Here is a 26,099-nt window from a genome sequence, read left to right as displayed (position 1 = left end):
GCGGTGTCCCGGCCCGGCGGGACCCGCCGGGCCGGCTACGGCCGGACGGCGCCCATGTACGGCATCGCGGAGATCGGCAGCACCTCGATGTTCTTGCCGGTGCGCGGGGCGTGGATCATCTTGCCGTCGCCGATGTACAGGCCGACGTGGTGCAGGTCGTTGTAGAAGAAGACCAGGTCGCCGGGCTGGAGGTTGGCGCGGTCGACGTGCGGGCCGTCGTTCCACTGCGCCTGGGACGTCCGGGAGATCGTCACGCCCGCCGCGCGGTAGGCGGAGCTGGTGAGCCCGGAGCAGTCGAAGCTGGCGGGGCCGCTCTTGGCCCAGCCGTACGGCTTGCCGAGCTGGGCGGAGGCGAACTGGACGATGGCGGCGGCCCGGCCGCCGGCTGGCGGCGCCGGGGCGTTCATGTCGGGGCGCTCGGCGGAGCGGGAGGCGCGGTCGGTGGCGGCCGCCCGCTGGGCCTCGGCCTTGGCCTTCTCGGCGGACTGCTGGGCGTTGATCTTGGCGCGGTCCTCGGCGCCGAGCTTGTTGAGCATCGCCTGGGCCGCGGCCAGCTTGGTCTGAATGTCCTTCTTCTGCTCGGCCAGCTGGGCGCCGACCGAGTCGAGCGCGGCGAGGGTGGCGGTGGCCTCGGCGCGGTCCTGGTCGAGCTTGCGCTGCTCGCCCTGGGCCTGCTTCAGCAGGTCGGCCTGGGAGCCGGCGACCTGGTTCTGCACCGCGGCCCGTTCCAGGTACCCCGCCGGGTCCGAGTCGAGCATCAGCTGGAAGGACGGGTCCATGCCGTTGCTGCGGTACTGGTCGGCGGCCACCGCGCCGAGCCGGGTGCGCAGTTCGTTCATCGCCTCCTGCCCGCGGGCCACCTTCTCCTGGATCCGGTTGGCCTCGCCCTGGAGCTTCTGCTGCTTCTCCTGGAAGCCGTTGTGGCGCTCGATGGCCTGCTCGGCCTCCTCGTTGAGCTGCTCCACCTGCTCCTTGACGGAGGCGAGGCTGGGGGTGGGCTCGGCGTTGGCGGTGCCGGCGCCGAACACCGCGCCGCCGGCCACGGCCGTCGTGAGGACCGCCAGGCGTGCCCGGCTCGGAGGGCTGGGCTTGCGGCGCTTTCCCATGGGCGATGGGCTCCTTCAGGGGGGTCAGGGCGCGGCCCCGGCAGCGGCCGGAGCAGGGTGAAGGACGGGCGGGGGCGCACGGGGGCGCACGGGGGAGGAGCTCCCCACCCACCTTCTTCGAAGTAACTTAATAGATGACCCGCGGGGTTCCGCAATCCCCCTTCCGCGACCCCCGCCCCCGACCCCCTCCCACGACCCGCGACACCACCTCTGACCTCGGGTGCCACCCGCTACGGCACTCCCCGCCGCCCGGAGTGCTAACGGTCCGCTAAATCGAGGGAAAGGTCACACGGGTCGCCCCTCCTGCGTGCCTGCGAACGAGCGCTAACCTGCGGACATGAAGGTCCCGCCCGAAGGGCTCCCCCTCGCCGCCGAGTTCCCGGCCGCGCACCGTGAGCAGTGGCAGCAGCTCGTCGAGGGCGTGCTGCGCAAGTCCGGCGCACAGCCCGCGGACGGCCCCGCCGCCGAGCAGGCGCTCACCACCGAGCTCCCGGACGGGCTGCGCGCCCGGCCGCTGTACACCGCCGACGACACCTCCGCCGAGCCCGGCTACCCGGGCTTCGCGCCCTTCGTGCGCGGCGGCCGGCCGCAGGGCTCCGCCGTCTCCGGCTGGGACGTCCGCCAGCGGCACGCCGACCCGGACCGCACCCGCACCAACGAGGCCGTCCTCGCCGACCTCGAGAACGGCGTCGGCTCGCTCTGGCTGGAGATCGGCGGCGACGCCCTCCCGGTCACCGCCCTGCCCGAGGCGCTCACCGGCGTGTACCTGGACCTGGCCGCCGTCGTCCTCGACGCCGGACCCGAATTCACCGCCGCCGCCGAGCAGTTGTTCACCCTGTACCAGGAGCGCGAGGTCTCCCCCGGCGCCGCCACCGGCAACCTCGGCGCCGACCCGCTCGGCCTCCAGGCCCGCACCGGCGACACCGGGCGCACCGCCGCGCTGCTCGCCGAGGCCACCGCCCTCGCCACCCGCTGCGCCGCCGACCACCCCGGCCTGCGGGCGCTGACCGTCGACGCCCTGCCCTACCACGAGGCCGGCGCCTCCCCCGCGCAGGAGCTCGGCTGCGCCCTCGCCACCGGCGTCGCCTACCTGCGCGCGCTCACCGCCGCCGGGCTGTCCGTCGACGCGGCGCTCGGCCAGCTGGAGTTCCGCTACGCCGCCGACGCCGACCAGTTCCTCACCATCGCCAAGTTCCGCGCCGCGCGCCGCCTCTGGGCCCGCGTCGCCGAGGTGTCCGGCGCCTCCCCCGAGGCCTCCGCGCAGCGCCAGCACGCCGTCACCTCCCGGGTGATGATGACCGCCCGCGACCCGTGGGTGAACATGCTGCGCACCACCGTCGCCTGCCTCGCCGCCGGCGTCGGCGGCGCCGACGCCGTCACCGTGCTGCCCTTCGACAGCGCCCTCGGACTGCCGGACGCCTTCGCCCGCAGGATCGCTCGCAACACCCAGTCGATCCTGCTGGAGGAGTCCCACCTGGCCCGGGTGATCGACCCGGCCGGCGGCTCCTGGTACGTCGAACAGCTCGGCGAGGAGCTCGCCCGGGCCGCCTGGGCCTGGTTCCAGGAGATCGAGCAGGCCGGCGGCCAGCAGGCCGCGCTCGGCTCCGGCCTGGTCGGCGAGCGGATCGCCGCGACCTGGGCGCAGCGCTCCGTCAAGCTCGCCAAGCGGCGCGAACCCGTCACCGGCGTCAGCGAGTTCCCCCACCTCGACGAGCAGCCGCTGGTCCGCCGCCCGGCCCCGGCCGCCCCCGGCGGCGGCTTGCCGCAGGTGCGCCGCGCCGAGGCCTACGAGGCCCTGCGGGACCGCTCCGACGCCCACCTCGCCGCCACCGGCACCCGGCCCGCGCTGTTCCTCGCCTCCATCGGCACCGCCGCCGCCCACACCGCGCGCACCACCTTCGCCGCCAACCTGTTCCAGGCCGGCGGCATCGCGACCACCGCCGCCGAGGGCGTCGACCCGGCCGCCCTCGCCGCGGCCTTCACCGCCTCCGGCGCCACCGTCGCCTGCCTCTGCTCCAGCGACGCGCTGTACGGCGAACACGCCGAGGCCGTCGCGGCCGCCCTCAGGGAGGCGGGCGCCCGCAGGGTGCTGCTGGCCGGCCGGCCCGGCACCGCCCCCGCCGGCGTCGACGACTTCGTCTTCGCGGGCGGCGACGCCGTCGCCACGCTGACCGGACTGCTGAACGAGATCACCGACGAGAGCAAGGTGGCGTGATGATCCCCGACTTCACCGGAATCGGGCTGGACGGCGACACCGCCCCGGACGTCACCGACGAGCAGTGGCAGGCCGCCTGGCGGCAGTCCACCGGCAAGGACGTCGACGAGCTCACCTGGGACACCCCCGAGGGCATCGGCGTCAAGCCGCTCTACACCCCGGCCGACCTCGACGGGCTCGACTTCCTGCAGACCTACCCGGGCGTCGCCCCGTACCTGCGCGGGCCCTACCCGACCATGTACGTCAACCAGCCGTGGACCGTCCGCCAGTACGCCGGCTTCTCCACCGCCGAGGAGTCCAACGCCTTCTACCGCCGCAACCTCGCGGCCGGCCAGAAGGGCCTCTCCGTCGCCTTCGACCTGCCGACCCACCGCGGCTACGACAGCGACCACCCGCGCGTCACCGGCGACGTCGGCATGGCGGGCGTCGCCATCGACTCCATCTACGACATGCGCCAGCTCTTCGACGGCATCCCGCTCGACCGGATGTCGGTGTCGATGACCATGAACGGCGCCGTGCTGCCCGTTCTCGCGCTGTACATCGTGGCCGCCGAGGAACAGGGCGTACCGCCCGAGAAGCTGGCCGGGACCATCCAGAACGACATCCTCAAGGAGTTCATGGTCCGCAACACCTACATCTACCCGCCGCAGCCGTCGATGCGGATCATCTCGGACATCTTCGCGTACACCTCGCAGAAGATGCCCCGGTACAACTCGATCTCCATCTCCGGCTACCACATCCAGGAGGCCGGGGCCACCGCCGACCTGGAGCTCGCCTACACCCTGGCCGACGGCGTCGAGTACCTGCGCGCCGGCCTGGACGTCGGCCTGGACGTGGACGCCTTCGCGCCGCGGCTGTCGTTCTTCTGGGCGATCGGCATGAACTTCTTCATGGAGGTCGCCAAGCTCCGCGCGGCCCGGCTGCTCTGGGCCAAGCTGGTCAAGCAGTTCGACCCCAAGAACGCCAAGTCGCTGTCCCTGCGCACCCACTCGCAGACCTCCGGCTGGTCGCTCACCGCCCAGGACGTGTTCAACAACGTCACCCGCACCTGCGTCGAGGCGATGGCCGCGACCCAGGGGCACACCCAGTCACTGCACACCAACGCCCTCGACGAGGCGCTCGCGCTGCCCACCGACTTCTCCGCCCGCATCGCGCGCAACACCCAGCTGCTGCTCCAGCAGGAGTCCGGCACCTGCCGCGTCATCGACCCGTGGGGCGGCTCCGCGTACGTCGAGAAGCTCACCCACGACCTGGCCCGCCGGGCCTGGGAGCACATCCAGGAGGTCGAGGCCGCCGGCGGCATGGCCAAGGCCATCGACGCGGGCATCCCCAAGCTCCGCGTCGAGGAGGCCGCCGCCCGCACCCAGGCCCGCATCGACTCCGGCCGCCAGCCCGTCATCGGCGTCAACAAGTACCGGGTCGACAGCGACGAGCAGATCGAGGTCCTCAAGGTCGACAACTCCTCGGTGCGCGCCCGCCAGATCGAGAAGCTGCGGCGGCTCCGCGAGGAACGCGACGAGGCCGCCACCCAGGACGCGCTGCGCGCCCTGACCCGCGCCGCCGAGGCCGGCCCGCAGCGCGGCGGCTCCCTCGACGGCAACCTGCTGCACCTGGCCGTCAACGCCGCCCGCGCCAAGGCCACCGTCGGCGAGATCTCCGACGCCCTCGAGAAGGTGTACGGCCGCCACTCCGGCCAGATCCGTACCATCTCCGGTGTGTACCGAGACGAAGCCGGCCCCTCCGCCCCCCTCCAGCGCACCCGCGACCTCGTCGAGCGGTTCGAGCGCGCCGAGGGCCGCCGCCCGCGCATCCTGGTCGCAAAGATGGGCCAGGACGGGCACGACCGCGGTCAGAAGGTCATCGCCACCGCCTTCGCCGACCTCGGCTTCACCGTCGACGTCGGCCCGCTGTTCCAGACCCCGGACGAGGTCGCCCGCCAGGCCGTCGAGGCCGACGTCCACATCGTCGGCGTCTCCTCGCTGGCCGCCGGGCACCTCACCCTCGTCCCCGCGCTGCGCACCGCGCTCGCCGAGGCCGGCCGGGAGGACATCACCATCGTCGTCGGCGGGGTCATCCCCCCGCAGGACTTCGACGCGCTGTACGAGGCCGGCGCGGCGGCCGTCTTCCCGCCCGGCACCGTCATCCCCGACGCCGCCTACGACCTGCTGAAGTCGCTGGCGGCCGACCTCGGCCACGAACTGTGAGCCGCTGACCCGATGCCACCCCGGACGATCGACCTCGACCAGTACGCCGACGGTGTCCTGGACGGCTCACGCGCCTGGATCGCACGCGCCGTCACCCTCGTCGAGTCCAGCCGGCCCGACCACCGGGCGCTCGCCCAGCAGCTGCTCCAGCGGCTCCTCCCGCACGCGGGAGGAGCCGTCCGGGTCGGCATCACCGGCGTGCCCGGCGTCGGCAAGTCCACCTTCATCGACTCCTTCGGCACCATGCTCACCGGGCAGGGCCACCGGGTCGCGGTCCTCGCCGTCGACCCGACGTCCAGCCGCACCGGCGGCTCCATCCTCGGCGACAAGACCCGGATGGAACGCCTCGCCGTCGACCCGCACGCCTTCGTGCGTCCCTCGCCGACCTCCGGGACGCTCGGCGGCGTCGCCAAGGCCACCCGGGAGTCCATGGTGGTCATGGAGGCCGCCGGCTACGACGTGGTGCTGATCGAGACGGTCGGCGTCGGCCAGTCCGAGACGACGGTGGCGGGCATGGTCGACACCTTCCTGCTGCTCAGCCTGGCCCGCACCGGCGACCAGCTGCAGGGCATCAAGAAGGGCGTGCTGGAGCTCGCGGACGTCATCGCCGTGAACAAGGCCGACGGCCCGCACGAAACCGACGCCAAGGCCGCCGCCCGCGAACTCTCCGGCGCCCTCAGGCTGTTGCAGCCCCCGGACGCCGCGTGGACCCCGCCCGTCCTCACCTGCAGCGGGCGCGACGGCGCCGGCCTCGACGTGCTGTGGGAACGGCTGCAGCAGCACCGCAAGGTGCTGGACGCCACCGGCGCGCTGGCGGCGAAGCGGCGGGAGCAGCAGGTCGAGTGGACCTGGTCCATGGTCCACGACCAGCTCTTCGCGCGGCTGCACGAACACCCCGAAGTGCAGCGCCTCGCACCCGAGTTGGAGTCCCGGGTCCGGGCCGGAACCCTACCGGCCGGACTGGCCGCGCAGCAGCTCCTCGACGGCTTCTTCGGCACCGGGCACCAGAAGGCGTAGCACGTGGCCACCATCGTCCAGGACGTCCCGGTCGACGCCCCCGCGGACCGGGTCTGGGACGCCGTCCGGGACGTCGGTGCCGTCCACCGGCGACTTATCCCCGGCTACGTCCTCGACACCCGCGTCGAGGGAGACGTACGGCACCTCACCATGCCCGGCGGCACGGTCATCCGCGAGCTGATCGTCAGCGTCGACGACGACCTGCGCCGCCTCGCGTACTCCGCCGTCGAGGGCTTCACCCTCCCCCTCACCCACCACCACGCCTCCTTCCAGGTCGTCCCCGAGGACGACGCCCGCTGCCGCCTCGTCTGGACCACCGACGTCCTCCCGCACGAGCTGGCCGACCAGGTCCGCCCCCGGGTCGCCCGCGGCGCCCAGGTCATGAAGGCCACCCTGGAGGTCACGGCACCGTGGCCACAAGGACCGCAGCCGTAGGCCGCGGAGGCCACCGGACCGGACCGGGCACTCCCGGACAGCCTTGTGCCGCCCCGCCCCCCGACCGCGGGAGGCGGGGCGGCACGACACCATGCGGTCAGACCGGCCTCGCCGCCGCAACGGCATCCGTGTACAACTCGCTGGTCAAGTCCTCGTCCCCGATACCTAGTTCGGCCAGGACGGCACGGACCGAACCGAGCGCCGGCACGAGGTCCGCCTCCGCGGCAGCCAGCGTCTCCACCTCGATGAACGTCGCACCATCCAGCTCCGGTACACGGACGAGGGTGGCCAGCAGACCGCGCCCGTCACGCCGGAAACCGTAGTTGCGACACCGCTTCTCGAAGGCGATCCGCGGAACGAAACCCAGGCCCCGCACGATCTCGTGGATCGCGTCGGCATCCTCGACCCTGGTCTCCGCCTCCGGCTTCGACCCGGAGGCCTCGTCCACCCGGGCGCCCTTGTAGGTGAGCACGGTACGCGTGGCGTCCGGGCTGTGCACCGTACGGATCCGCAGCTCGCGGTCGGCCCCCATCAGGCTCCCGTCCGGCACGTCGTAGTACGTGTCGCGGTAGACCTCCGCCCGACCCGCGCCATAGCGGTCCTCCAGCTGCTCGAGCACGCCCTCCGGGTCGCGAACGACCGCCTTGAGCTCCGCCTCGATCGCCATGATGCTCCCTCCGTCAGAACACGCGCTCGGCACTGTCCACCATCACCTCGAACTGGCGACGCCAACCCCGGTAGAGGGGACCGTGCGGGGTGGGCAGCACCTTATAGGTTGCCGACTCGTGCCCTTCCCAATCCGCGTCGAACGATCCGACGAAGAGCGTGCGATCCAGCCTGATGGTCCGCCACACCGGGAGGGTGCAGTACCGGTACAGCTCGACCCGCCCGACCCGGGAGAGCTCCCGCAGTCGGGCTTCTGCCAGCCGGATACCTCCGACGAGGGAGGCAGTGGACTCGCCGATCTCGGCCGCCCGAACGGCAACGGCCGGCGACTCCGGATCCAGGAGCAATACCCGTAGGCGGGGCGCGGACTCACCGTCGCCGCCCAGGTGTCGGCGCAGCAAGGAGTCTCGTAGGGCGAGGAGGCCGAGGCCGCGAACGGCAAGGACGTCCAGTTCGGTTGCCGACCTCGCCGCCTGCTGGATCTCGGCGGTCGCCGACGCCTGTTCGCTGTATACGCGCACGATTTCGGGAAACGCGGCCAGGTCGAACGCCGTTCCGGGAACACGTCGACGGTCCGATCTCGGCGCCAGGCCCATGAGACGTCGCGCGTCGTCCGGGAGGTTGAGTCCGTCGGCGATCCGCTCGAAGACCTCCATCTTCGTGACCAGCCGGCGACCGTTGATGATCTCGTTCACCCGGCCTTGCGTCATTCCCACCTGGACCGCCAGGCGAGCCTGACTTGCCCCGCTGTGGTGCTGCACGTAGCGGAACAGAGCGGCAACATCGCGGTCGCGCAGTGCGTGCCGCGCCTGCTCGTTCTGCCAGGCCAGGTCAGGCAGCCTGATCGGCTCGAGTGCGGTTCCCATGAGGTGCGCCCCTGTCGGTCGATCCATCCCAGAGTGAGATTACCCCTTGGATATCTGCATTCACGGTCAGTGACCCGATCCTGGAGGAGTGACCGCTGCACGAGCGCCTCTCGGCGCCCTGCACCCAACTCGCCGGCGCTGCATCGGTCATGGCAATCGACCGCGTCAGCAAGAGGAGCATCGTCATGAGCACTCCCCCGCCCAAACCGCCCTCGCCTCCGGCACCGCCCGGACCGGGGCCGGTGTTCCCGGTCAGCGGCAGGGCCGGCAGCACCACGACCACGACCGTCACGCCCATCAGGTAGGAGGCACCCATGGGATGGGGAACCGGCAAGGGCGGGAGCTCCGGAGGCGGCAGTGGCGCCAATGACGGCGGCCAGGGGAGCCATGCGGGCAAGAAGGACTTCGGCACGGCCACGTCGAACCCGGACACCTCGTCCGGTTCGAAGACCGGCAAGCACGGAAAGGCGGGCGGCAAGGGCAAGTGACCACTGACCGGAGCGTCCCGGAGCAGGCCGGCACGTCCGGCCTGCTCCGGGCCGTCACCCACTTCCTCGGGCACGAGGTGGCTCCCGAGTGGCGCAGGGCTGCCGAGGCTACGCCGCGCCACCTCTTCCTCCCCGATCGGATCTGGATCGACGACGACCTGACCCCCTGTGACCGTCAGCAGGAGCCGGAGCGCTGGTTCGCGGCCGCCTACGAGGACGCGCCCGTCGTGACACAGCTCAACGACGGGCGAGAACCGGCGGACCTGACCGACGCCCTGCCGTCCTCCTCTGCCTCGGCGCCGGCGATCGTGTTCACGATGCTCGAACTCCTCGACCTCGCACCCGGGATGCGGGTCCTGGAGATCGGCGCCGGCACCGGGTTCAACGCCGCGCTGCTCTCCCACCGGCTGGGCGACGTGAACGTGACCACGGTCGAGATCGACCCCGCCGTCGCGGAGGCCGCGCGTTCCAACCTCAAGACGGCCGGCTATGCCCCGGCCGTCGTCTGCGGAGACGGAACCCTGGGCTGGGTCCCCGAAGCCCCGTACGACCGGGTGATCGCCACCTGCTCGGTCGAGCGGATCCCGTACTCCTGGGTCTCCCAGACCAGGCCCGGTGGTGCGGTGCTCGCGCCCTGGCAGAACCCGTGGATCTGTGGCGGCCTGCTCCGTCTCACCGTCGAGGACCACGGCACCGCCACGGGCCGCTTCACTCCCGACAGCGCCTTCATGCTGATGCGTACCCAACGCCGCGACCTGTTCCTCTTCCGGGACGTGGTCATGGACGAGCACGTCCCGGATGAGTGCACGACCGCCCTCTCCCCCTGGGCAGTCGCCGACTCCGCGTTCGAGACCCAGTTCGCGCTCGGCCATCGCCTGGGTGACCTCTGGTACGCCTGGCACCACGACCCGCACCTCGACGATGTGGACACCCGCCTCTGGGTGTCCACGACGAGCGGCGATTCCTGGGCGGCCGTCGACTGGGACGGCACGCAGAACACCGAGCGGTACACGGTGTGGCAGCACGGTCCGCGGCGGGTGTGGGAGGAGGTCGAGACGGCCCACGCGTGGTGGCTCGACAACAGCCGCCCCGGGCCGGACCGGCTGGGCCTGACCGTCACGGCCGAGGGTCAGACCGCCTGGCTCGACGACCCGGAGAACGCGTGGCCCTTGCCCTAGGCGGCAGCACGCCCCCGCGTGATCCGAGGCCTGCTGCACGAACGCAGCAGGCCTGCACGCCCCCATGAAGCCGGACCGTGCGGCCTCTTCCCGCGGGGAGGCCGGAGCCTCAGGGGGTGGACTGGACGGGGAAGCCGGTGGGGCGGCCCTGGTCCTTCAGCCAGGTGAGGACCTGGTCGAGGGCTTCGACGGTCTGCTGGCGGTCGCCGCCGCCGTCGTGGAAGAGGACGGTCGGGCCGAGGCGCATCTCCTTCTTGACGGTGGCGACGATGGTGGCGGTGCCGGGCTTGTCGAAGTCCTTGGAGTCGACGTTCCAGCCGAGCGGGCGCAGGCCGTTCGCGGCGGCGATGCGCCGGCTGTCGGGCGTGAACGAGCCGCCGGGAGCCCGGTAGTAGAGCACCTTGGCGCCGCCCGCGGCGTCCTCGATCATCTTCTTCGCGTCCAGGATCTGCTTCTCCTGGTAGGCGACGGGCTTCTTGTCCATGGAGGTGTCGTGGTCCACGGTGTGGTCGCAGAGCCGGTGGCCGGCCGCGACGACCTGCTTGACGAGGTCGGGGTGGGCCTTGGCCTGCGGGCCGATCATGCAGAACGTCGCCTTGACGCCGTGCCGCTTGAGCACGTCGAGGACCTTCGGGGTCCAGATGGGGTCGGGGCCGTCGTCGATGGTGATGTTGACGGCGTTGCCTCCGCTCTCGGAGGCGTGGGCTATGCCGTCGGGTATGCCGCCCTGCTGGGTGCCGCCGTCGCCGCCCTGGGCTCCGTCCCCGCCGTGGGAGCCGTCCCCGCCGGTGCCGCCGGCGGCGGAGCCCTGTCCGTGGGCGATGTCCTGCCGGGGTGCGCCGTCCGAGTCCGTGAGGGTCGCGACCCCCCAGACACTGGCGGTCAGGGCGAGGGCGGCCACGGCGACGGCCACCCGACTGCCGCTCAGGTCCTGCATGCGCGCTTTGACGTCCATCGTCCGACCGCTCCCCCGCCTGTGTGCGAACTCTTCGAGGGTGATGACGTGAGCCGGGTCGGCGGGGTTCCACGGATTCGCCCGTCGTTGCGAACGGAGGGCGACGACGGGCCACGGGGCCACGGCAGGTGACGGGGCGACGGGCACCGGCGACGGGGAGGGCCCCGGACCGCCCGACCGGTCCGGGGCCCTCCCGCTCACCCGGTGAGGGTCAGGCGCCCTGGACGGCCGCGAAGCGGGCCGAGACGTCCTGCCAGTTGACGACGTCCCACAGGCGGGTGACGTAGTCGGGGCGGACGTTGCGGTACTGCAGGTAGTACGCGTGCTCCCAGGCGTCGAAGGCGAGCAGCGGGGTGGTGCCCTGGCCGACGTTGCCGTGGTGGTCGTAGACCTGCTCGACGATCAGGCGCTTGCCGAGCGGCTCCCAGGAGAGGATGCCCCAGCCGGAGCCCTGGACGCCGGTGGTGGCGGTGGTGAGCTGCTTCCTGAAGGCCTCGAAGCTGCCGAAGTGCTCGGTGATGGCGTCGGCGAGCTCGCCCTCGGGGCGGTCGCCGCCCTCCGGGGAGAGGTTCTGCCAGAACAGCGAGTGCAGCACGTGGCCGGACAGGTGGAAGGCGAAGGTCTTCTGCAGGCCGACCAGGCCGCCGAGCTGGTCCTTGTCGCGCGCCTCGGCGAGCTGCTCCAGGGTGTCGTTGGCGCCCTTGACGTAGGCGGCGTGGTGCTTGGAGTGGTGGAGCTCCAGGATCTCGGCCGACATCGCCCGCTCGAGTGCGGAGTAGTCGTACGGCAGGTCGGGAAGCGAGTAGGTGCCCATCAGGACACGGCCCCTTTCGGCGGGTTGAACGGTGGTGATCGTGCCGGCACCACACTATTGCGTATGAGTTGCAGGAACGAAGCATGGGCTCCTGCTTATTCCTCACGTCACCTCACGTCACGGGGCGTCACGGGAGGCCGCCGGGTTCCCGCGGGTCATCAGGGGCCGAACCGGAACGAAGGGGACGCCCGGGCGCCGGGGCCGGCCTGACGGCACGTCCGCCCCGGCAACGGTTCGGTCTCGCCGGGCGGAAATTCACACCCGGGCCTTCCCCCGGTCGCCAGCCTGTGACATTTTACATGTCACACATCAGGCGATCGTGTGTCCCCAACCACACGACGACCCTCAACGGCCCCGGAGGCCCCCACAGATGCGTCCCTTCCGGATATCCACGGCGCAGGCGCGCAAGCTGCCCGCGCTCGGTGCCGCGTTCTTCCTCGCACTCGGCCTGTTCGCACCGCAGGCCCATGCGGCCGGCGGTGGCGGCTCCACGCCGGTCACCACCCCGGCCGCGGCCGCCAGGACGGCCACCAAGGCCGCCGGCGCGTCGGCCGCGCCGCAGGCGATCCCCGTGCCCAAGTCGCCCGACACGCCCAAGGACCCCCGCCCGCTGGCGGCGGACTCCCAGGGCAAGGCCAAGGCCCCGAGCGCGGGCAGTGCCGTCGGCACGGGCACCGCCGCCAAGGCGCCGAAGCAGTTCTCGGCCGCCGCGGCCGGCACCGGCTGCGACGTCTCCGCCTTCACCGGCACCTCCGGCGCCGCGCTGGTCCAGCAGGTCAAGGCCGCGAGCCTGGACTGCGTCAACTCGCTGTTCACGCTGACCGGCAACGACGCCAGGGGCGCCTTCAACGAGGCCCAGATGGTGACCGTCGCCAACGCCCTGCGCGACGTCGCACCGAGCTACCCCGGGGACGACTCGACCGCGGCCGGCCAGCTGGTGCTGTTCCTGCGCGCCGGCTACTACGTCCAGTGGTACCACTCGGACGTCGTCGGCCAGTACGGCACCGCCCTGCAGGGCGCGATCCGCGGCGCCCTCGACGGGTTCTTCGCCGCCCCGCACAGCAAGGACGTCACCGAGGCCAACGGCCAGACCCTCGCCGAGGCCGTCACGCTGATCGACAGCGCCCAGGAGAACGCCCGCTACACCGGCGTCGTCAAGCGTCTGCTGGCCGGCTACACCAGCACCTGGACCGGCTCGATGGCCACCGCCGTCGCCAACACCGAGACCGTCATCTCGCGCGGCTTCGACCTGCCGGCCTTCACCGCCGCGCTGCAGGCCGACCCGGACTTCGCCACCACCATGGCCTCGTTCGTCACCCGCAACGCCTCGCAGCTCAACGGCGGTGACCTGGTCACCTCGATCGGCATCCAGATCGGCAACCTGCTCGTCACCGACGCGCTCAAGGCCCAGGGCCGGCCGATCGTCAAGGACCTGGTCAACCGCTACCCGCTGGTCGGGGCGACCGGTCCGCTCACCATGAACCTGGTCTGGTTCGCGGAGAACAAGGACGCCGGCAACTGCGCCTACTACGGCACCTGCGACCTGCCGACCCGGCTCGTCCCGCTCGTACTGACCGTCGACCACACCTGCAACGCCAACCTGCGCATCCGCGCCCAGGACATGACCGCGCAGCAGCTCGCCGACACCTGCACCAGCCTCGTCAACCAGGACCAGTTCTTCCACAAGGTGGTCAAGGACAACGGCCCGGTCGCCAACGACAACAACACCAGCCTCGAGGTCGTCGTCTTCGACGACTACTACAACTACAGCCTCTACGCCTGGCTGATGTACCACATCGCGGTCGACAACGGCGGCATGTACGAGGAGGGCAAGCCCGACGCGGCCGGCAACCAGGCCCGCTTCATCGCCCACGAGGCGTCCTGGCTGCGCCCGTCCTTCCAGATCTGGAACCTCAACCACGAGTACACCCACTACCTCGACGGCCGCTACGACTTCTACGGCGACTTCGACGCCGGGATGACCACCCCCACCATCTGGTGGGTCGAGGGCCTCGCCGAGTACGTCTCGTACAGCTACCGGGGCGTCCACTACGACGACGCCGTCGCCCAGGCCGGCAAGGGCACCTACGCGCTGAGCACCCTGTTCGACAGCACCTACGACAACGCGGACTCGACCCGGATCTACAACTGGGGCTACCTGGCGGTCCGTTACATGCTCCAGTCGCACCCGCAGGACGTCGACGCGCTGCTCGCCAAGTACCGCGTCGGGGACTGGAACGGCGCCCGCGCCATCCTCAAGAACACCATCGGCACCTCGTACGACGCCGACTTCGCCACCTGGCTCAAGGCCTGCGCCGTCGACAACTGCGGCTCGCTGCCTACCAACCAGGCCCCGCTCTGCACCGCCGCCGACACCCGGCAGTTCGACAAGAACTGCCGCCGGGACAACGTCGCCGCCACCACCGGCAACTACAGCTACAGCTTCCTGTACCTGCCGGCCGGGGTGAAGCAGCTGACCATCACCACCGCCGGCGGCACCGGCAACGCCGACCTGTACTACAACGGCGGCGCATGGGCCACCACCGGCGCCAACCTCGCCAGGTCCACCAACGCCGGGAACGGCGAGACGCTCACCGTCGCCAACCCGCCGTCCGGCTGGGTGTACTTCAGCCTCTACGGGCAGCAGGGCTTCAGCGGCGTGACCGTCACCACCACGTACAACTGACCTTCACCGCACGAAGGGTGGGCCCCGCGGCGACGCGGGGCCCACTCGCTTTCCGGCACCTGCCGTCCGGCACCCGCTTTCCGGCACCCGCCGGTCGGCACCCGCCGGTCGGCACCCCGCCGGTCGGCGCCGCCCTCCGGCGTCGCGCCGTCAGTCCGCCGCCGGCCGCTCCCCCGCCGACCAGGCCACCAGCGGCGGACGCACCGCGGCGCACAGCGGGTGCCCCTTGGCGTCCGTCAGCCGCAGCCGGGCCACCAGCAGGCCGCCCGCCACGGCCGCCTCGACCGTCTCCCGGTCGACCGCCGCCAGCATCAGCTTCGCCCGACGGAACAGCGACCAGCCGTCGCCGTCCCCGGTCACCCAGTTGAGGTAGACGAACCGGCCGCCGGGGCCGCCCTGGACGTAGCGACCGGTGATGTCCGCCCCGCCGCCCGGCAGCGGCCTCGCCTCGCACTCCAGCGACCAGCCGGCGCGCGCCGCGTCACCGGGGTGCAGGTCGAGCAACTCGGCCGGGCGCCCCCGGCGTTGGACGGCGACGTGGATGTCGCGGTAGCCCGGGAATCCCGGGGTGGCGCCGCACTCGCGCCCCGGCAGGTCGGTGGCCTCGATCCTCAGCTCCATACCGCCATCCTCCCTCACGCCGGCTCCCCGGTCCGCTGGGCGGGGACGGCGCGGTCCCGCTGGAGGTCCAGCAGTTCGCGGAACAGCCCGTCCGGGCGGGCGGCCAGCTCGGCCCAGGTGCCGGTCTGCACGATCCGGCCGGCGTCCATCACGATCACCCGGTCGGCCACCGCCGCGTTGGCGATGTTGTGGGTGACGAGGAGGGTGATCCGCCCGGGGGCGAGGGCGCGCAGCGCGTGCAGGATGCGGTGCTCGGCGCGCGGGTCCAGGTCAGAGGTCGGCTCGTCCAGGATCAGCAGACCCGGGCTGCGCACCGTGCGGTACAGCGCCCGGGCGACGGCCGCGCGCTGCCAGCCGCCGCCGGACAGCTCGGCCCCGCCCCACCAGCCCTGGGCGAGCAGGGTGCGCCAGCCCGAGCGCAGCCGGGACACCACCTCGTCGAAGCCGGTCCGGGCCGCCGCCAGCTCCACGTCCGCCATCAACCGGTCGGTGAGGTGCCCCAGGTGGATGTTCTCGGCCGCCCCGAGCGGCCAGCGGGCGAACTCCTGCGGCACCCGGGCCACCCGCGCCCACATCCCCTCGGCGTCCAGCTCCTCGACCGGCACGCCGTCCCAGCTGATCCGGCCGGACTGCGGCAGGTAGAGGCCGGAGAGCAGCTTCAGCAACGTCGACTTCCCGCTGCCGTTCTGGCCGATCACCGCGACCACCTCACCGGCCCGCAGGGTCATGCTGACGCCGCGCAGCGCCGGCTCCTGCTGCTCGCCGGGGTAGACGTGGCCGAGGTCCACGACCTCGACCAGCCGCGGCGCCCCGGGCAGCAGCCGGCCGCGCCGGATCCGGTGGCCGCCGGCCTCGTCCAGGAAGGTGAAGTAGTCGTCCAGGTAGAGGCCCATCCGGTAGAGCCGGGCGCCGTTGCCGACCAGGCCCTGCAGGCCGGACGACGCGGTGCGCAGCGCGAAGGTGGCCGTTCCGGCGGCGGCCAGGTCGATCCGCCCGCTCGCCACCAGGTAGAGCAGGGCGCCCCAGATCAGCGCGTGGCCCGCCCCGGTGCCGAGCGCGGCCAGCAGTGACACCTTCGCCGCCTCCCGGGTGGCCCGGTCGGTCGCCTCGACGATCTTGGCCTCCGCCCGGCGGTACTTCGCCATCAGGAACGGGGTGACCTGGTCCGAACGGACCTGGTCGGCACGGGTCTTGTCGACCAGGAACCAGCGGTAGACGCGCAGCGCCCCGCGGTCCTCGTTGGTGGTCACCGCGGCCAGGTAGTGGATCCGCGCGGTCCTCACGGCGGCCACCCCGGTCGGCACCGAGCCGAGCAGCAGCAGCGGCACCAGCCAGGGGTGGAGGGTCGCCAGGACGCCGGCCGCGGCCGCCAGCGAGACCGTGGAGGCGATCACGTCCTGGGCGTTCGACAGCAGGTCGGGCGTGGTCGAGGCGCCGCGGTCGGCGGCCTCCCACTGCTCGTTGTACGCGGGCTCGTCGTACGCCTTCAGCTCGGCCGCGCACCCGGCGGCGATCAGCGCCAGCTCCGCCTCCCGGGTGATCCGCGGCGACACCCGGCCGGACAGGCCGACCACCGCGATCCCCAGCACGGCGCGCAGCCCCGCGGACGCGGTCAGCAGCAGCAGCGACGGCGCGGCCGCCCGCAGGTGCTCCCCCACCGGGCCCGCCACCAGCAGCGCGTCCAGGGTGCCGGTGGTGGCGTACAGCGCGAGCGCACCGAACACGCCCGCGAGGGCCTGGCAGACCAGCAGCAGCACGGTCGACACCCGGTCGGCCGACCAGGCCAGCGCCAGCGCCCGACGCACCAGGTGGGGCAGGCGGCGCAGCATCGCGCCGGCGGACATCGAGGCGCCGGCCCGGGCCCGGCGGTCGCCGGGGAACCGCAGGCGCAGCTCCTCCTCGTGCTGGTCCTCGTGGTGTTCCTCGTGGTGCTCGTCCGGCTGTTCCGCGGGGTGCTCCTCGGGCCGGTGCTCCGGCGGGGCTTCGGTACGGGGTTCGGCGGGTTTCACGAACTGCTCGGACACGGTGGCTCCCTGCTCCCTGGTACGGCGGCCTGTGGCCGCGGCGGATCCGCACGCGGGCAGCCCTCACCGCCGGACGGGCGTGGCGGGGCGGCAGCGGTGCCGGTGGGCACTCTGCGAAGGGGCGGGCTGCCGGTGCGGACCCCGATCCTGGCAGCGGTGCGCGGGGCCGCCCGGCGTGTCCCGGCCGGTCTCACTCGATCCGGGCGATTCCGTGTCGGCGACGGCGAGTTGGTGGCGGCCGATCACCGGAAGCGTCCGCGGACACCGGGGCTGCGCGGCCGGGCGCCGGGGCATCCGGACGAGCCCGCTGATCCCGCCGACCGGATGCGGCGGGAGGTTCCGGCGGTACCGATCATTTGGCGGACGTGGTTCTCCGGACGCGGGCGGCCACCCTGCCTCGGGCGATCGCCGGGAGCCGTCAGGAGGGCGCCCGGGGCGGGTGGACCGCCGGACGCCGCCGGCGGTGGCCCAGACCTGTCCGGAATCCGGGCGGTGGCGGGCGCCCCGGCCGGGCCCCTGGTTTCAACGGGCCCGGCCGGGCAGGCCCCGCCGCCCGTCGCTCCTGTGGCCGGGCCGGGCACCGAGGGTCACGATGGGAACCCGGACACCCCCGTGGCCGCACCCGGCCCCGGCCCGAACGGAGTGCGATGAGCGACCAGCACAACGTCGTCCTGCTGACCCTTCCGAGCGCCGACGAGTGGCGCCCGGCCTTCGACGAGGCGCAGCGGCTGCCGGGCCTGCGACAGGCGGCGGCCCTGGAGCGCAGCGCCGACGGGCTGCTGGAGGTCCGGGACACCTTCACCAAGGGCGCGGGCGTCACGACCGTCGGGTCCGGCGTCCTCGGCGGCCTGGTCGGGATGCTCGGCGGCCCGATCGGCGTCCTGCTGGGCTTCGCCGCGGGCGCGGCGATCGGCAACGCCGCCGAGGAGCACTACGCGACGGAGGGCGGCGCCGGGCTGATCATGCTGTCGCCGCGCGTCCCGGACGGCGGCGCCATGATCGTCCTGGAGCTCCGGGAGGCCTCCCCCGGCCCGGCCGACGAGCTGGCCGCCGGGCACGGGGCCGCCGTCGAGCGCATCGACGCGCAGACCTTCACCGAGCAGCTCCGGGCCGCCCAGCACAAGGCCGAGGAGCAACGGGCCGAGGAACAGCGGGCCGCGGAGGGGCAGGCCGCGGCGGAGACCGGAACGGCGGCGGCCCCGGACGGGCCCGCCGGGGAGCGGAAGGCCGCCGACGACGCCTGAGCACCCGCCCCGGCCCGCCGCCGCGCCGCCGTGCCGCCCGGACGCACGACGGGGCCCGGGGGCGAACCCCCGGGCCCCGTCCCGCGTCGAGCGGGAACCCACGGCCGTGACCACCCGGCCGTGATTACCGGGCTGTGACCACCCGGCCGTGACCACTCAGCCGGAATCACCCGGCCGGCAAGACCCGATCGTGATCACTCCACCGCGATCAGACCAGGTCGAACCGGTCCAGCTCCATGACCTTGGCCCAGGCCGCGACGAAGTCCGTCACGAACTTCGCCCCGGCGTCGTCGCTCGCGTAGACCTCGGCGACGGCGCGCAGTTCGGAGTTGGAGCCGAAGACCAGGTCGGCCCGGCTGCCGGTCCACCGGACCGCGCCGCTCGCGTCCCGGCCCTCGAAGGTGTGCGCGTCCTCGGACGTGGCCTTCCAGCTGGTGTCCAGGTCGAGCAGGTTGACGAAGAAGTCGTTCGTCAGCGCCCCGGGGGTGTCGGTGAGGACGCCCAGCGCGGACTGCCCGTGGTTGGCGCCCAGCACCCGCAGACCGCCGACGAGCACGGTCAGTTCGGGGGCGCTGAGGCTCAGCAGGTTGGCCTTGTCGAGGAGCAGGAACTCGGCCGGCAGGCGGTTGCCCTTGCCGACCCAGTTGCGGAAGCCGTCGGCCGAGGGCTCCAGCGCGGCGAAGGAGTCGACGTCGGTGAGCTCCTGGGTGGCGTCCACCCGGCCCGGGGTGAACGGCACCTCGACGGCGTGGCCGGCCGCCTCGGCGGCCTGCTCGACACCGACGGCGCCGGCCAGCACGATCAGGTCGGCCAGCGAGACCTGCTTCGCCCCGGCCCGTCCGTTGAACTCCTGCTGCACGCCCTCCAGGGTGCGCAGCACCGCGGCCAGCCGGTCGGGCTCGTTGACCTCCCAGCCGATCTGCGGCTGGAGCCGGATCCGGGCGCCGTTGGCACCGCCGCGCTTGTCGCTGCTGCGGAAGGAGGAGGCGGCCGCCCAGGCGGTGGAGACCAGCTCGGCCACCGACAGGCCGGTGGCGGCGATCCGCTGCTTGAGGTCGGCGACGTCGGCGGCGTCGACCGCCTGGTAGGTGGCGGCCGGCAGCGGGTCCTGCCACAGCAGCACCTCGCTCGGCACCTCGGGGCCGAGGTAGCGCACCACCGGGCCCATGTCACGGTGGGTGAGCTTGTACCAGGCGCGGGCGAACGCGTCGGCGAGCTGGTCGGGGTTCTCCAGGAAGCGCCGGGAGATCGGCTCGTAGATCGGGTCGAAGCGCAGCGAGAGGTCGGTGGTGAGCATCACCGGGGCGTGCCGCCGGGCCGGGTCGTGCGCGTCCGGGACGGTGCCCGCGCCGGCGCCGTCCTTGGGCTTCCACTGGTGGGCGCCGGCGGGGCTCTTGGTGAGCTCCCACTCGTAGCCGAACAGCGTCTCGAAGAAGCTGTTGTCCCAGGTGGTCGGGGTGGCGGTCCAGGCGCCCTCCAGGCCGGAGGTGATGGCGTCGCCGCCGACGCCGGTGCCGTAGGAGCTCTTCCAGCCGAGGCCCTGCTGCTCGATCGGCGCGGCCTCGGGGTCGGGGCCGACGTTGTCCGCGGGGCCGGCGCCGTGGGTCTTGCCGAAGGTGTGGCCGCCGGCGATCAGCGCGACGGTCTCCTCGTCGTTCATCGCCATCCGGTAGAAGGTCTCGCGGATGTCGCGGGCGGCGGCGATCGGGTCCGGGTTGCCGTTGGGGCCCTCGGGGTTGACGTAGATCAGGCCCATCTGGACGGCGGCGAGCGGGTTCTCCAGCTCGCGGTCGCCGGTGTAGCGCTCGTCGCCGAGCCAGGTGGTCTCCGGGCCCCAGTAGACGTCCTCGTCCGGCTCCCACTCGTCGACGCGGCCGCCGCCGAAGCCGAAGGTGGTGAGGCCCATGTCCTCCAGGGCCACGTTGCCGGCCAGGACGATCAGGTCGGCCCAGGAGAGGCTCCTGCCGTACTTCTTCTTCACCGGCCACAGCAGGCGGCGGGCCTTGTCCAGGCTGGCGTTGTCGGGCCAGCTGTTCAGCGGGGCGAACCGCTGCTGGCCGCCGCCGGCACCGCCGCGGCCGTCGCGGATGCGGTAGGTGCCGGCGCTGTGCCAGGCCATCCGGATCATGAACGGGCCGTAGTTGCCGTAGTCCGCCGGCCACCAGTCCTTGGACGTGGTGAGCACCTCGGAGATGTCCCGCTTGACGGCCGGGAGGTCGAGCGCGCTGAACGCCGCGGCGTAGTCGAAGTCCCCGCCGAGCGGGTTCGCGACGGCCGGGTTCTTGGCGAGGATCTTCAGGTTGAGCCGTTCCGGCCACCACTGGCGGTTCCCGCCGCCCTGGGTCGGGTGCAGTGCCCGCCCGTGGTTCACCGGGCAGCCCTCCGCCTTCGCGTCGACAACGACTGCATCGTGGTTCTCAGACATGGGAATCCTTCCCTACAAGGCGGATCACGGTGTCTTCTGCTACCTAGGCTATCGCCGGAGCCGATCCTACGATGGACGCAATCCAAGTCAAGAAAGACACCAAACCCATATCCGATCGGGATTCGGAGAGAAGCCGACAACGGTTGGTAAAATCCGGTCTTCCCATTGACCTGAATAGGTGAACCGATATGAGTGACCTGCTGGAGCGGCTGCGCGGGCGCGGCTGGCGACTCACCTCGCAGCGGCGTGTCGTGGCGGAGGTCCTGGACGGCGAACACGTTCACCTGACCGCCGACGAGGTGCACGCCAGAGCCGCCGAGCGGCTGCCCGAGATCTCCCGGGCCACCGTGTACAACACCCTCGGCGAGCTGGTCACCCTCGGCGAGGTCATCGAGGTCGCCACCGACGGCCGCGCCAAGCGCTACGACCCCAACGCCCACCACCCCCACCAGCACCTGGTCTGCACCCGCTGCGGCACCATCCGCGACGTCCACCCCGTCGGCGACCCGCTCGCCGACCTCCCGGCCGACCAGCGCTTCGGCTTCGCCGTCTCCGACGCCGAGGTCACCTACCGGGGGCTCTGCCCGACCTGCGCCGGCTGACCCCCGGCACCCCTCCCCCGGCGACCGGCCGGCGGCACCCGGCCCGTGCCCGTCCCGCCCGCCTGCCCGCCTGCCCGCCGGTCACCCGACCGGCCAGCGGACCGGCAGGCTCTTCAGACCGTTCTGGAAGTTGGAGACCAGCCGTCGCGGCGGCCGCCCGGGCACCGGTTCCAGCCCGGGCAGCAGCTCGGCCACGTGACGCAGCACCGATCGCATCTGCAGGCGGGCCAGTCGGGCGCCCGGGCAGAAGTGCGGGCCGAACCCGAAGCTGACGTGGTCGTTCGGGGTGCGGGTGACGTCGAGGCGGTCCGGTTCGGGGAACACCGCCTCGTCCCGGTTCGCGGAGGCGTGGTAGACCACCACCTTGTCCCCGCGGCGGATCGACCGACCGCCGAGCTCGACGTCCCGGGTCGCCGTCCGGCGGAAGTCGATGACCGGCGGCCAGTAGCGGAGCAGCTCCTCCACCGCCGAGCCCGTCGTTTCGGGCCGCTCGCACAGCAGTCGGTACTGGTCCGGGTCGGCGAGCAGCGCGTGCAGGCCGCCGGGCAGGCCGTTGCGGACGGTCTCGTTCCCGGCGACGGCGAAGAGGAAGAACATCGTCTCGAACTCCGCCGCGCTCAGGCCCGCCGCGAGGGTCCGGGCGAGGATGCCGCCGCCGGACCGGGGGCGGCGGGCCAGGGCGTGCGCGTAGGCGAACATGTCGGCGAGGGCGGCCCGCGAGCGCGGGTTGACGGGGCGCCCGTCCGGAGCGGTCCGGCTGGTGGGGCGGTGCGCCAGGGCGGCGCGGCCGAGGTCGGTCAGCCCCGCCGGGTCGGTGGTGCCGGAGCCCGCGTAGTCGTCGTCCTGGTAGCCGATCACCCGGTTCGCCCAGTCCAGCAGCAGCCCCCGGTCCTGTTCCGGCACGCCCATCACCCGGGCGAGGGTCCACACCGGCAGGTCGGCGGCGAGCCGGACGAAGTCCGCGGAGCCGGCCGGTCGCACGGCCTCGACCAGCTCCCGGGCCCGGGCGTCGACGGCCTCGGCCAGCTCGGCCACGGCGCGCGGGGTGAACGCGGCGGCGACGATCCGGCGCAGCCGCGCGTGGTCGGGCGGGTCCTGGTTGAGCATCATGGCGCGGGCGAAGTCCAGGTCGGCCGGGGAGTCCGGGTCGCGGATCTGGGTCGCGCCGAGGTGGGAGGAGTACAGCTCGGGGCTGCGCAGCACGTGCTTCACGTCCGCGTGCCGCAGCACCGCCCAGTAGCCGCGCCCGGCCGGCCAGTCGCCGACCGCGGGCTCCTCAACCCACCAGACCGGCGCCTCGGCCCGCAGCTCCCGGAACAGCCCGTACGGCACGCCGTCGGCGTAGGTGGCGGGCAGGAAGATCCGGTTCACCCGTTCCTGCCGCGCCTGGTCGAGGGTCACGTGGACGGACGGTACGGCAGCCCGGGGCGCCGCGCCAGGGTGGCCGCGGGTACCCGTCCGGCACGTCCGGTGCAGCCGGTGCAACCGCCGGTTCCGCCGCGGCGGCGGGATCCTGACGCCGCGGCACCGTCCGCCTCACGGCGTGGCGCGGCCCCGGACCACCGCTCAGGGCCGGCCCGGCGACTCGGGCAGCGCCGCGCGGGTGGCCGGCGACTCGGGGTGGGGGTGGGCGGACCAGGAGAGGAGGAGGCGCAGGGCGTCGTCGGAGGGGGTGCCGGGGTCGGCGGTGTAGGTGATCAGGGCCTGGCCGGGGTCGTCGGCGGGGCGGAGGGTGTCGTAGACGAGGTCCAGCGGCCCGACCACGGGGTGCTGGAAGACCTTCCGGCCGGAGGTCTTGTCGGCGACCGGGTGCTCCGCCCACAGCCGCCGGAACTCCTCGCTCCGGAGGGAGAGTTGACCGACGAGTTCGGCCAGCCCGGGGTCGTCGGGGCGGCGGCCGGCCTCCAGGTGGAGGAAGGCGACGTTCTCGCGCGAGCAGGTCTCCCAGTTCGCGTAGAGCTCGCGCGAGGCCGGGTCGAGGAAGGTGATCCGCGCGATGTTGCGGTCCTCGGGGGCGAGCGCGGCGTAGTCGCCGAGGAGGGCGACGGCGGCGCGGTTCCAGGCCAGCACGTCCATCCGGTGGCCCATCACCAGGGCCGGGGTGTGGTCGAGTTGCTCCAGCAGGCGCAGCAGGGACGGCCGGGGCTGCTGGCGCGCGGTGCGGCGGGGGCGGGCGGTGCGGCCGGCGGGGCGGGCGAGGCGGTGCAGGTGGCCGGCCTCGTCGGGGGCCAGGCGCAGGGCGCGGGCGACGGCGTCGAGGACGGCCTCCGACGGGTTGCCGACGCGGCCCTGTTCGAGCCGGGTGTAGTAGTCGACGCTGACCCCTGCGAGGTGGGCGAGCTCCTCGCGGCGCAGCCCGGCGACCCGGCGGCGGCCGCCGTAGTCGGGCAGGTCGACGTCCTCGGGGCGCAGCTGGCCGCGGCGGGTGCGGAGGAACTCGCTCAGGGTGCTCATACGGGTGATTCTCGCCCCTCGGCGCGCCGCCGTGCCTGGCCCTGCCAGGACCAGGTTCCGGGCCTCCGCGCGGCCGCGAACGCCTCTCCGGGGCGGGAATCGGATCGGCCGGCCGGTCGTTGGGGCTGGGCGACGGGTACGGAGCGACGCGTGAAGAGGGGCTTCCCATGAAGATCGGCATCATCGGCGCGGGCAACATCGGCGGCAACCTGACCCGGCGGCTGACGGCGCTGGGGCACGACGTGTCGGTGGCGAACTCGCGCGGCCCGGAGACACTCGGCGCCCTGGTCGAGGAGACCGGCGCGAAGGCCGTCACGGCCGTCGAGGCCGTCGAGGGTGCGGAGGTCGTGGTGGTCACGGTGCCGCTGAAGAACGTGCCGGACCTGCCCGCCGGGCTGCTGGGCGGGCTGGGCGAGGGCGTCGTGGTGATCGACACCGGCAACTACTACCCGAAGGAGCGCGACGGCCGGATCGACGAGATCGAGGACGGCGGGCTGACGGAGAGCCGGTGGACGGAGCGCCGGCTCGGCCACCCGGTGGTGAAGGCCTTCAACGGCACCTACGCGCAGGACATCGTGGACCGCCCGCGCCCGGCGGGTGACCCGGAGCGCCTCGCCGTCCCGGTGGCCGCGGACGACGAGGCGGCCAAGCGCGTGGTGCGCTCGCTGATCGAGGAGCTGGGCTTCGACACCGTCGACGCGGGCGGCATCGACGACTCCTGGCGGCAGCAGCCGGGCACCCCGGTGTACGGGCTGCGCGCCGGGGTGGCGGCCGTGACCCGGGCGCTCGCGGAGGCCTCCCCGGAGCGCCCGGCGGCGCACCGCGCCTGACCAGGGGCCGGGCGCGGACCCGAGCGCCCGGACCCGAGCCTGGCCCGCGCCCGGACCCGCGCCCGACCCGCGCCCGACGGACCCTAGGAGAGGCGGCGCGCCCCCTCCGCCGGGACGGCGGTCAGGGTGCGCGGGGCCCGGTGTCCCGCGGCGCGGAAGGCGGCGGTGACGGCGGCGGCGACGTGCTCGGCGGCGTCCTCGTCGACGAGGGCGATGACGGACCCGCCGAAGCCGCCGCCGGTCATCCGCGCGCCGTGGGCGCCGGCGGCGACGGCGGCCTCGACCGCGAGGTCGGTCTCCGGGCAGGAGACCCGGTAGTCGTCGCGCAGCGAGGCGTGTCCGGCGGTGAGGATCGGGCCGAGCGCGGCGAGGTCGCCGGCGTCCAGGTGGGCGACGGCGGCCGTGACGCGCTCGTTCTCGGTGACCACGTGCCGGACCAGCGGCCGCAGTTCCGCGGGGAGCCGGGCCAGGGCGCCCGGCAGGTCGGCCGGCCCGAGCGCGCGCAGGGCGGGCAGGCCGAGCAGGGCGGCGGCCCGTTCGCAGCCGGCCCGCAGCGCGGCGTAGGCGCCGTCGCCGAGGTCGTGCTTGACCCGGGTGTCGAGCACCAGCAGGGCGAGTCCGGCGCCGGCGAGGTCGAACGGCACCTGCCGCATGGCGAGGTCCCGGCTGTCCAGGTGCAGGGCCGCGCCCGGGCGGCAGCACATCGAGGCCGTCTGGTCCATGACCCCGCAGGGGACGCCGACGAACGCGTTCTCGGCCCGCTGGGCGAGCAGGGCGAGTTCGGGCGCGGTGAGGCCGAGCCCGTACAGGTCGTTGCAGGCGAGCGCGACGGCGCACTCCAGGGCGGCCGAGGAGGAGAGGCCGGCGCCGCCGGGCACGTCGCCGTCGAACCGGAGGTCGGCGCCGTCGACCGGGTGCCCGGCCTCGCGCAGGGTCCACACCACGGCGGCCGGGTAGGCCGCCCAGCCGGCGACGGAGCCGGGGGCGAGGTCGGCGACCCGCAGTTCGGTGACCGCGGCGTCGCCCTGGGCGGACCAGAGCCGCAGCACGCCGTCCGCGCGGCGCCGGGCCTGGGCGCGGACGGTCTGCGGGAGGGCGATCGGGAGGACGAACCCGAGGTTGTAGTCGGTGTGTTCACCGATCAGGTTGACCCGGCCGGGGGCGGCCCACTCGCCCTCGGGGGCGTGGCCGTAGAGCTCCTCGAAGGTGGCCGGCGGGGTGTTCGGCGCGGTGTTCACGGGGTGCGCGGTGCTCGCCAGGGTGCTCGCG

21 protein-coding genes are annotated in these 26,099 nt (G+C 73.4%); 10 read left to right on the top strand and 11 right to left on the bottom strand.

What is annotated here, in order from left to right; genetic code table 11:
• Positions 1–35 precede the first annotated feature (35 nt).
• A complete protein-coding gene (locus AB0N04_RS02720; protein WP_360214779.1) occupies positions 36–1,106 on the bottom strand; it encodes an NlpC/P60 family protein in 1,071 nt (356 codons plus the stop codon).
• A 337-nt stretch (positions 1,107–1,443) separates the two neighbouring features.
• Between AB0N04_RS02720 and AB0N04_RS02715 the strand changes: the two genes are divergently transcribed.
• The 4 genes from AB0N04_RS02715 to AB0N04_RS02700 are packed head-to-tail and all read left to right on the top strand — an operon-like array spanning position 1,444 to position 6,977.
• The gene (locus AB0N04_RS02715; protein WP_360214782.1) at positions 1,444–3,321 is read left to right on the top strand and encodes a methylmalonyl-CoA mutase subunit beta; all 1,878 of its coding nucleotides are present in this window, start codon (positions 1,444–1,446) and stop codon (positions 3,319–3,321) included.
• On the top strand, positions 3,321–5,525 hold the full coding sequence (gene scpA, locus AB0N04_RS02710; protein ID WP_360214785.1) for a methylmalonyl-CoA mutase: 2,205 nt from the start codon (positions 3,321–3,323) through the stop codon (positions 5,523–5,525). The genes AB0N04_RS02715 and scpA overlap by 1 nt, the downstream gene beginning before the upstream one ends.
• A 12-nt stretch (positions 5,526–5,537) precedes the next feature.
• Complete coding sequence (meaB, locus tag AB0N04_RS02705; protein WP_360214788.1) at positions 5,538–6,542, top strand: methylmalonyl Co-A mutase-associated GTPase MeaB; 1,005 nt, start codon at positions 5,538–5,540, stop codon at positions 6,540–6,542.
• A 3-nt stretch (positions 6,543–6,545) separates the two neighbouring features.
• Positions 6,546–6,977 carry an SRPBCC family protein gene (locus tag AB0N04_RS02700; RefSeq protein WP_360214791.1) on the top strand — a complete coding sequence of 144 codons (432 nt, stop codon included), beginning with the start codon at positions 6,546–6,548 and terminating at the stop codon, positions 6,975–6,977.
• Between the two features lie 97 nt (positions 6,978–7,074).
• Here AB0N04_RS02700 and cyaB read toward each other — a convergent pair whose 3' ends face one another.
• Together cyaB and AB0N04_RS02690 are read right to left on the bottom strand one after the other, a co-directional pair.
• On the bottom strand, positions 7,075–7,644 hold the full coding sequence (cyaB, locus tag AB0N04_RS02695) for a class IV adenylate cyclase (RefSeq protein WP_360214793.1): 570 nt from the start codon (positions 7,642–7,644) through the stop codon (positions 7,075–7,077).
• Between the two features lie 13 nt (positions 7,645–7,657).
• Positions 7,658–8,509 (bottom strand): helix-turn-helix transcriptional regulator, encoded by an 852-nt coding sequence (locus AB0N04_RS02690; RefSeq protein WP_360214796.1) that lies wholly within the window; start codon positions 8,507–8,509, stop codon positions 7,658–7,660.
• Between the two features lie 314 nt (positions 8,510–8,823).
• On the opposite strand from AB0N04_RS02690, the gene AB0N04_RS02685 reads away from it, so the two are divergent.
• Together AB0N04_RS02685 and AB0N04_RS02680 are read left to right on the top strand one after the other, a co-directional pair.
• On the top strand, positions 8,824–8,997 hold the full coding sequence (locus AB0N04_RS02685) for a hypothetical protein (RefSeq protein WP_360214799.1): 174 nt from the start codon (positions 8,824–8,826) through the stop codon (positions 8,995–8,997).
• The gene (locus AB0N04_RS02680) at positions 8,994–10,175 is read left to right on the top strand and encodes a methyltransferase domain-containing protein (RefSeq protein WP_360214802.1); all 1,182 of its coding nucleotides are present in this window, start codon (positions 8,994–8,996) and stop codon (positions 10,173–10,175) included. Before AB0N04_RS02685 ends, AB0N04_RS02680 begins: the two co-directional genes overlap by 4 nt.
• Positions 10,176–10,284: 109 nt before the next feature.
• Here the strand turns inward: AB0N04_RS02680 and AB0N04_RS02675 are convergent, their stop codons facing one another.
• Positions 10,285–11,130, bottom strand: a complete 846-nt coding sequence (locus AB0N04_RS02675; protein WP_360214805.1) for a polysaccharide deacetylase family protein — start codon at positions 11,128–11,130, stop codon at positions 10,285–10,287.
• A gap of 211 nt (positions 11,131–11,341) precedes the next feature.
• A complete protein-coding gene (locus tag AB0N04_RS02670) occupies positions 11,342–11,944 on the bottom strand; it encodes a superoxide dismutase (RefSeq protein ID WP_360214808.1) in 603 nt (200 codons plus the stop codon).
• 370 nt (positions 11,945–12,314) lie between these two features.
• Here AB0N04_RS02670 and AB0N04_RS02665 point away from each other — a divergent pair, with 370 nt between their 5' ends.
• Positions 12,315–14,630 carry a M9 family metallopeptidase gene (locus AB0N04_RS02665; RefSeq protein WP_360214811.1) on the top strand — a complete coding sequence of 772 codons (2,316 nt, stop codon included), beginning with the start codon at positions 12,315–12,317 and terminating at the stop codon, positions 14,628–14,630.
• 150 nt (positions 14,631–14,780) lie between these two features.
• Here the strand turns inward: AB0N04_RS02665 and AB0N04_RS02660 are convergent, their stop codons facing one another.
• Together AB0N04_RS02660 and AB0N04_RS02655 are read right to left on the bottom strand one after the other, a co-directional pair.
• Entirely contained in the window at positions 14,781–15,251 is a 471-nt protein-coding gene (locus AB0N04_RS02660; protein WP_360214814.1) for a DUF5990 family protein, read from the bottom strand.
• Between the two features lie 14 nt (positions 15,252–15,265).
• Positions 15,266–17,275 carry an ABC transporter ATP-binding protein gene (locus tag AB0N04_RS02655; RefSeq protein WP_360214817.1) on the bottom strand — a complete coding sequence of 670 codons (2,010 nt, stop codon included), beginning with the start codon at positions 17,273–17,275 and terminating at the stop codon, positions 15,266–15,268.
• Between the two features lie 647 nt (positions 17,276–17,922).
• Between AB0N04_RS02655 and AB0N04_RS02650 the strand changes: the two genes are divergently transcribed.
• The gene (locus AB0N04_RS02650; protein ID WP_360214820.1) at positions 17,923–18,519 is read left to right on the top strand and encodes a hypothetical protein; all 597 of its coding nucleotides are present in this window, start codon (positions 17,923–17,925) and stop codon (positions 18,517–18,519) included.
• A 208-nt stretch (positions 18,520–18,727) separates the two neighbouring features.
• On the opposite strand, the gene katG is transcribed toward AB0N04_RS02650, so the two are convergent.
• Entirely contained in the window at positions 18,728–20,944 is a 2,217-nt protein-coding gene (gene katG / locus AB0N04_RS02645) for a catalase/peroxidase HPI (protein ID WP_360214823.1), read from the bottom strand.
• A gap of 188 nt (positions 20,945–21,132) precedes the next feature.
• Between katG and AB0N04_RS02640 the strand changes: the two genes are divergently transcribed.
• Complete coding sequence (locus AB0N04_RS02640) at positions 21,133–21,546, top strand: Fur family transcriptional regulator (protein WP_360214826.1); 414 nt, start codon at positions 21,133–21,135, stop codon at positions 21,544–21,546.
• A gap of 81 nt (positions 21,547–21,627) precedes the next feature.
• Here the strand turns inward: AB0N04_RS02640 and AB0N04_RS02635 are convergent, their stop codons facing one another.
• Both AB0N04_RS02635 and AB0N04_RS02630 read right to left on the bottom strand, forming a co-directional pair.
• The gene (locus tag AB0N04_RS02635) at positions 21,628–22,947 is read right to left on the bottom strand and encodes a cytochrome P450 (RefSeq protein ID WP_360214829.1); all 1,320 of its coding nucleotides are present in this window, start codon (positions 22,945–22,947) and stop codon (positions 21,628–21,630) included.
• A 165-nt stretch (positions 22,948–23,112) separates the two neighbouring features.
• Complete coding sequence (locus AB0N04_RS02630; RefSeq protein WP_360214832.1) at positions 23,113–24,000, bottom strand: helix-turn-helix transcriptional regulator; 888 nt, start codon at positions 23,998–24,000, stop codon at positions 23,113–23,115.
• A 167-nt stretch (positions 24,001–24,167) separates the two neighbouring features.
• On the opposite strand from AB0N04_RS02630, the gene AB0N04_RS02625 reads away from it, so the two are divergent.
• Positions 24,168–24,830 (top strand): NAD(P)-binding domain-containing protein, encoded by a 663-nt coding sequence (locus AB0N04_RS02625; protein WP_360214835.1) that lies wholly within the window; start codon positions 24,168–24,170, stop codon positions 24,828–24,830.
• Positions 24,831–24,913: 83 nt separating this feature from the next.
• On the opposite strand, the gene galK is transcribed toward AB0N04_RS02625, so the two are convergent.
• Positions 24,914–26,068 (bottom strand): galactokinase, encoded by a 1,155-nt coding sequence (gene galK, locus AB0N04_RS02620; RefSeq protein WP_360214930.1) that lies wholly within the window; start codon positions 26,066–26,068, stop codon positions 24,914–24,916.
• Positions 26,069–26,099: the final 31 nt, after the last annotated feature.

Origin of the sequence: Kitasatospora sp. NPDC051702 (genome assembly GCF_040681575.1) — a bacterium.
GTDB lineage: Bacteria > Actinomycetota > Actinomycetes > Streptomycetales > Streptomycetaceae > Kitasatospora.
The sequence above is the reverse complement of the archived record's forward strand: the minus strand, read 5'-3'. Positions and strand labels throughout refer to the sequence as shown.